Annotated in this window: 8 protein-coding genes; all 8 read left to right on the forward strand. The window is 56.0% G+C overall.

Annotated elements, in window-relative coordinates:
* Window positions 1-35 precede the first annotated feature (35 nt).
* Window positions 36-443 carry a nucleoside-diphosphate kinase gene (ndk, locus tag ACTIKR_RS05205; protein ID WP_014750897.1) on the forward strand — a complete coding sequence of 136 codons (408 nt, stop codon included), beginning with the start codon at window positions 36-38 and terminating at the stop codon, window positions 441-443.
* Between the two features lie 43 nt (window positions 444-486).
* Window positions 487-1,665 (forward strand): 23S rRNA (adenine(2503)-C(2))-methyltransferase RlmN, encoded by a 1,179-nt coding sequence (rlmN, locus tag ACTIKR_RS05210; protein WP_193090125.1) that lies wholly within the window; start codon window positions 487-489, stop codon window positions 1,663-1,665.
* Window positions 1,662-2,186: a helix-turn-helix domain-containing protein gene (locus ACTIKR_RS05215; protein ID WP_193090126.1), complete on the forward strand. Its 525-nt coding sequence runs from the start codon at window positions 1,662-1,664 to the stop codon at window positions 2,184-2,186. The genes rlmN and ACTIKR_RS05215 overlap by 4 nt, the downstream gene beginning before the upstream one ends.
* 82 nt (window positions 2,187-2,268) lie before the next feature.
* Window positions 2,269-3,570 carry a flavodoxin-dependent (E)-4-hydroxy-3-methylbut-2-enyl-diphosphate synthase gene (ispG, locus tag ACTIKR_RS05220; protein WP_193090127.1) on the forward strand — a complete coding sequence of 434 codons (1,302 nt, stop codon included), beginning with the start codon at window positions 2,269-2,271 and terminating at the stop codon, window positions 3,568-3,570.
* Between the two features lie 59 nt (window positions 3,571-3,629).
* Window positions 3,630-4,892, forward strand: a complete 1,263-nt coding sequence (hisS, locus tag ACTIKR_RS05225) for a histidine--tRNA ligase (protein WP_226817270.1) — start codon at window positions 3,630-3,632, stop codon at window positions 4,890-4,892.
* A 73-nt stretch (window positions 4,893-4,965) separates the two neighbouring features.
* Window positions 4,966-5,607, forward strand: coding sequence for a YfgM family protein (locus tag ACTIKR_RS05230; RefSeq protein WP_193090128.1), 642 nt, complete (start codon window positions 4,966-4,968; stop codon window positions 5,605-5,607).
* Window positions 5,608-5,609: 2 nt separating this feature from the next.
* Entirely contained in the window at window positions 5,610-6,767 is a 1,158-nt protein-coding gene (bamB, locus tag ACTIKR_RS05235) for an outer membrane protein assembly factor BamB (protein ID WP_442327279.1), read from the forward strand.
* Window positions 6,764-7,084 (forward strand): GTPase (locus ACTIKR_RS05240; protein WP_442327280.1); only part of this gene is annotated, 321 nt, incomplete at its 3' end. The genes bamB and ACTIKR_RS05240, both read left to right, overlap by 4 nt.

Below are 7,084 nucleotides of genomic sequence, written 5' to 3' on the forward strand. Positions count from 1 at the left end.
AGTAACTGTTTTCATTGAATATTTGGAGTAATTAAATGGCTGTTGAACGTACGCTCTCTATCATCAAACCCGATGCTGTTGCCAAAAATGTTATTGGCGAAATTATTTCCCGCTTCGAAAAAGCGGGTCTCAAAGTGGTTGAAGCTCGTATGCAGCAACTGAGCCAGGCCGAAGCCGAAGGCTTTTATGCCGTTCACAAAGAGCGTCCTTTTTTCAACGATCTGGTCAAATTCATGATTTCCGGTCCTGTTTTTATTCAGGTTCTGGAAGGTGAAAACGCCATCGCCAAAAACCGCGAACTCATGGGCGCCACAGATCCCAAGAAAGCCGATGCCGGTACCATCCGCGCCGACTTCGCCGACAGCATTGACGCCAACGCTGTACATGGCTCCGATGCCGCTGACACAGCAGCCAACGAAATTGCTTACTTCTTCAAGAAGTAACAGGCTCGCTGAAAACGTGCTTCATTTTCCGCAAAAGGCTGTTATGACTACTACCGATCAACGCATCAATCTTCTGGGTGTCGAATCCGATTCGCTCGTCAAGCAGGTGGGTGACTGGGGTAACAAGCCTTTTCGCGCGAAACAGTTGCTGCGCTGGGTGCACCAGCGCGGCATCTCCGATTTCGACCAGATGACAGATCTGGCCAAGGACTTTCGCAGCACGCTGACAGAACGCTGCTCGTTGCAAACACCATCGGTTATTACCCAGAAAGTATCTACCGACGGTACCCGCAAGTGGCTGTTTGATGTAGGCAATAATAATGCTGTCGAAACCGTATTCATTCCGGAAGATGACAGGGGAACCCTGTGCATTTCCAGTCAGGCCGGTTGTACCGTGGGCTGCCGTTTCTGCTCTACTGGTCACCAGGGCTTCAATCGAAATCTGACCACAGCTGAAATTGTCGGTCAATTGTGGAAGGCCCGCCACGATATCATGCAGGATATGCCTGCCGCACGTCTGGCCGCCGCAGGACAGGATGAGCCACCAGCTGCCGTACAGGACCAGGATCTTCGCGTCATCAGCAATGTCGTCATGATGGGAATGGGCGAGCCGCTACTCAATTATGATCAGGTTCTGCCGGCATTGCTGCTTATGCTCGACGATAATGCCTATGGGCTGTCGCGGCGTCGAGTCACGGTGTCCACTTCCGGTGTCGTACCGTTCATGGACCGCCTGGCGCATGACTGCCCGGTTGCGCTGGCGGTATCGCTGCATGCGCCGAACGATGCGTTGCGCGATCAACTGGTGCCGCTCAATCGCAAATATCCGCTGGCTGAGCTTATTGCCGCCTGTAACCGCTATCTTGTGCATGCGCCGCGTGATTTCATCACCTTTGAATACGTCATGCTCGATGGCGTGAATGATTCGGATGAGCATGCCCGTCAACTGGTGGATATCACGCGCCAGGTCAAGTGCAAGCTGAACCTGATTCCGTTCAATCCGTTTCCGGAGGCGGGTCTGAAGCGGTCCAGCAATGCACGCATTCGCCAGTTCTCCAGCTTGCTGGTGGATCAGGGCGTGATTACCACGGTGCGTAAAACCCGAGGTGAAGATATTGATGCCGCCTGTGGACAGCTCGCGGGCGACGTTAAAGACCGTACCCGCATCAGCGAACGCATGCAGGCCTTCAAATCCATTCCCATTACCGAGATTTCTTCATGACCAACGAAACAGACATTGCCGCTGATATTCCCCGTGAAGAGTCGGCCCCCGTACAATCGCTGGGCCAGACGCTCGCGACGCTCAGAGCGGCTCGTGGTCTTACGTTGGCTGAAATCTCCAATCGCATCAAGTTTTCCGAGACTCAGTTGCGCGCGCTGGAAAGTCAGAACTGGGCGTCATTGCCCACTGGCTTCATGTTGCGTGGCATGGTCAAGAAATATGCGCAGGTATTGGAAGCGGATGAGCAGCCATTGTTGCAATTGCTGGGCCAGCAGCCAGGCGTTGAAGGCGGCCAGCAGGTTGTTGCTGCCTCTGCAGCCACGACCAATATCAACCTGAAACGCAGCACCGATTATGAAATCCGGGACAGTTACTCCCGGTCCGGGCGCTCCAGTGGTACAGGCCTGTGGCTGTTTGTCATCTTGCTCGTGCTGGTCGTAATTGCCGTCTACGGCTTTACCCGCGGCTGGTACACCTTGCAGGATCTCGGTCTCGAAAGCCTGCAGCACTGGTTTGAATAACTGACTCAATGGTATCGCTCTTGTCGCTGCAGTGCGCTGACCCGACTTCGGCCGTACCACTCTGTTTAAGACTGACACTACCATGACCATCGTTGAACAATCGCCGTTTCCTATTGGCCAGTTGACCCGCCGTCCGACGCGTGGTGCACGTGTCGTATGGGGTGCCAAACAGGTCCAAATTGGTGGCGGTGCGCCAGTCGTGGTGCAATCGATGACCAATACCGACACGGCAGATCCGATCGCGACGGCCATTCAGGTCAAGGAATTGGCGCAGGCCGGTTCCGAGATGGTGCGCATCACCGTCAATACGCCCGAGGCGGCAAAGGAAGTGCCGGCAATTCGCGAGCAACTGGATCGCATGGGTGTTTCGGTTCCGCTGGTGGGCGACTTCCATTACAACGGGCACAAGCTGCTTACCCAGTTTCCCGAGTGCGCGCAGGCGCTGTCCAAATACCGGATCAACCCGGGCAATATGGGCGGCGGCAAAAAACGCGACGACAATTTCGCGCAGATGATTGAAGTGGCCTGCCGCTATGAGAAACCGGTACGCATAGGCGTAAACTGGGGCAGCCTGGATCATGAACTCATGGCGCGCATGATGGACGACAACAGCCGGCGCAGCGTTCCCTGGGACGCATCGGCTGTCATGCGCGAGGCGCTGGTGGTGTCTGCCATTACCAACGCTGCCCGCGCCGAAGAACTGGGTCTGGCCGGTGATGCCATCATCCTGTCCTGTAAGGTAAGCCATGTTCAGGATCTGATTTCGGTATATCGGAACCTTTCTGCCCGTTGTGATTATCCGTTGCATCTGGGCTTGACCGAGGCCGGCATGGGTAGCAAGGGCATTGTGGCTTCTACGGCCGCGTTGTCCGTACTGCTTCAGGAAGGAATCGGTGATACGATTCGCATTTCTCTTACACCTGAACCGGGCGGTGATCGCACCCGCGAAGTGATCGTGGCGCAGGAAATACTGCAAACCATGGGCTTACGGGCGTTTACCCCCATGGTCGTGGCGTGTCCCGGTTGCGGGCGCACCAGCAGTACCTACTTCCAGGAGCTGGCCGATAGCATTCAGTCTTACCTGCGCCGGCAGATGCCAGTATGGAAGGCGCAGTATCCTGGCGTAGAAAGCATGAACGTTGCGGTCATGGGCTGTGTAGTAAACGGGCCTGGCGAAAGCCGCCATGCCGATATCGGAATCAGTCTGCCGGGTACCGGAGAGGTTCCTTCAGCCCCGGTCTTTATCGATGGGCAGCGCAGCGTTACCCTGAAGGGCGAGGCGATTGCCGAAGAATTCCAGGAAATCGTGCGTGATTACGTTCACAAGCGTTATGGCGCACAGGGTTCGGATGTATCCGGACAGAACAGCAATAATTTGAACTGACAAGAGTAACTATTTTGAGTAACACAACCGCATTCCAAAAGGTCACAGCTTTACGCGGAATGAACGACATCCTGCCAGGCCAGTCGGCGCACTGGGAGCAGCTGGAAGCCATGCTCCGGCAGTGGCTAAGTCTATATGGCTATCAGAACGTACGCACCCCCGTGCTGGAGCAGACTCGTCTGTTTGCGCGCGGCATTGGCGAGGTCACCGATATTGTCGAGAAGGAAATGTATACCTTCAGCATGTCGGCTGACCGGCAGGAACTGATGACGATGCGCCCGGAGTTTACTGCGGGCGTCGTGCGGGCCGCGATTGAGCACAATATGTTGTACGACCGCGCGCAGCGTCTGTATACCATGGGGCCGGTGTTCCGGCATGAACGGCCACAGAAAGGACGCTACCGGCAGTTTCACCAGATCTCGGTCGAAGCCCTGGGCTTTCCCGGGCCTGATATCGATGCCGAGCAGATCATCATGCTGGCACGTCTGTGGAAACAACTGGGTATCAACGACATCCGGCTGGAACTCAATTCGCTTGGGCAACTGGAGGAACGACGGGCGCATCGTGAAGCGCTGATCGCGCATCTGGAAAAGCATAAAGCGGTTCTGGACGCTGACGGACAGCGCCGCATGTACAGCAATCCCCTGCGGGTGCTGGATACGAAAAATCCGGCGATGCAACAGATGGCCAATGACGCGCCCAAGCTGTTCGATTTTCTGGGCAGCGAATCCAGGGCGCACTTTGATGCCCTATGCCAGAGACTGGATGATGCCGATATCGCCTATACTCTGAATCCGCGACTGGTGCGCGGACTCGATTACTACAATCTGACCGTTTTTGAATGGGTGACCGACAGGCTTGGCGCCCAGGGAACCGTCTGCGGGGGCGGGCGCTATGATGGCCTGTTTGATCTGCTGGGTGGCAAAACGGCGCCAGCCATCGGCTTTGCCATCGGGCTGGAGCGATTGCTTGCATTATGGCTGGAGGATGCGAAAGTGCAGATGATGCCCGAATGTGATGTATATTTCGTCCATAGCGATGCGCAATCGGCCCGTGTGGCTGCCGGCATGGCTGAATCTGCCAGAGATCTTGGCGTGCGCTGTATTGTGCATCCTGGCATGGGCTCGTTCAAATCGCAATTTAAACGAGCCGATGCCAGCGGCGCGCGCCTTGCGGTAATTTTAGGGGAATCCGAAATGACTCAGCATTCGGCATCCGTGAAGTTTTTGCGGGCAGATGCCCAAGGCGCGACCGCACCGCAGTTTAGCGTGGCGCAAAGCGAGCTGGCAAACGCATTGCTGGATAAACTCCGGGCTCAGTAAATAATTAACAATCAACAGCAGGCAGTCTCGTTACGTGATCGGCTTGAAAATCAGTAAAGGATAGTTGAAGAATATGGCTTTTGACCTCGAAGAACAGGAACGGATCGACTCGCTAAAGGGGTGGTGGGATCGTTTCGGCAACACAATTCTGACCGCTATTATTGTTGTCATGCTGGGCATACTGGCATGGTACGGCTGGAGCTGGTATAAGTCCTCGCAGGTCAAGCAGGCGCTTGGCTATTATGAAATCGTCCAAACCTCGGCCGTGTCTTCTGATGCAGACAGTCAGGCCAGGCTGGATCAGGCAGCGGCCGAACTCAAGAAGAGTTATGGCGATACGGCCTACGCAGCCCGTGGCGCTTTGCTGGCGGCCGATTTTTATATACGTGGCGGTCATTATGACCAGGCGCAGCAGGAGCTTACCTGGCTGGCCGGACGCGGCAGTGATTTCCCTGAGCTGTTGCCTGTGGCAAAGTTGCGTCTGGCCAGTGTCTACGCTGACCAGAAAAAGTTCGACGAGGCGCTGGCACAATTGAATAATCCGCCAGAAGCTTTCAAGGCGCTTTACGATGATCGTAAAGGTGATGTGCTGATCGCCCAGGGCAAGAAGCAGGAGGCGGTTGCAGCGTGGAAAGCAGCGCTTTCCGTCCAGCAATTACCGGCAGCATTTGTGAACACCATTCAATTGAAAATCAGTGCTTTAGGTGGAGAATAATCATGATGTTTCAACATATGCCTCGTCGTTTTCTGAAACTTACGGTGCTGGTCGGCGCGCTGGCGCTCGGCGGCTGCAGCCTTTTTGAGACTCCGTCGCAATTTGAGCCAGTCGATCTGACCGAATATACCCAGACCACGGTTCCTGCTGCAGCATGGAGCGCATCAATCGGTTCTGGCGGCGGCGTCGGGTTCGCTCCTGCAGTAGCTGGCGACAGTGTGTTGGCGGCAACGCCGGATGGGTCCGTGGCCCGGGTTGCGCTGTCCAATGGCGCAGTGCAGTGGAAAACATCAGTAGGCGATGCCTTGTCTGCCGGAGTGGGATCAGATGGCAATATCGCCGTTGTTGCCGCCCCGGACGGCAAGATTACCGCCTTGGATATGGCCGGCAAACCACTATGGACCGCTAAAGCCAGTACACGGGTGTCAACGCCACCTGCTGTAGGGCAGGGCGTCGTGGTGGTGCGGGCCGACGATTATCGTGTCCAGGGTTTTGATGCCGGCAGCGGCGAGCTGCTGTGGAATTACCAGCGCACCAATGCTGCGCTGGCACTGCGCGCCGTTTCCCGCATGATTATCGACAAGGGCAATGTCCTGGTTGCTGTTCCCAGCGGTCGGCTGGTCGCACTGGACCTGAAAACCGGCAGGTTGCAGTGGGATGTCCTGGCCGGCCCCATTCGCGGCGTGACTGATCTCGATAGTGTGACAGACGTTGTGGGCGCACCGGTGCTGGTCGGCAATGGTGTGTGCGTGGCTACTTATCAAGGCAATGCCGGTTGCTACACACCCGGCCGCGGCGACGGACAGGCATTGTGGTCGCAGCCATTCTCCAGTGCGACAGGCGTCACACTGAACAATAATTCGCTTTATGCCACCGGCATACACGGTGAAGTCGTCCGCATGGCACTGGGTAACGGCCAGCAGCAATGGATCAATCAGGTTCTGAAAAACCGGGGCCTGACCAATGCAGTGTCCAACGGCAATGTTGTTGCTGTTGGTGATTATGAAGGCTATATACATTATCTGTCCGATGCCGATGGGCATCTGCTTGGCAGATCCGAATTTGGCGGCGATCCGATGTTATCGCCGCTGACCGTCACCGCCCAGGGTATCCTGGTGCAAACCGGTGCGGGTAATCTTGTTATGCTTGGTGCACGTTGAGTACTGTTTCCTTTAAACCCGTGGTATCGCTGGTTGGCCGGCCTAATGTTGGCAAGTCAACCCTGTTTAATCGCCTGACGCGTTCCAGGGCGGCGCTGGTGGCCGACTATGCTGGTCTCACACGTGATCGGCACTATGGCGAAGGCCGGGTTGGCGAGATTCCGTTTCTAGTCGTGGATACCGGCGGTTTCGAACCCGTAGCCAAAAGTGGCATCCTCATGGAAATGGCAAGGCAAACCAGCCTGGCCATCTCTGAATCTGATGTCGTGATCTTCCTGGTTGACGCGCGCGCCGGGGTCAATGCCCACGATCATGAG

The sequence above is a fragment of the Advenella sp. genome (genome assembly GCF_052108595.1).
Taxonomy (GTDB): Bacteria; Pseudomonadota; Gammaproteobacteria; order Burkholderiales; family Burkholderiaceae_B; genus Advenella.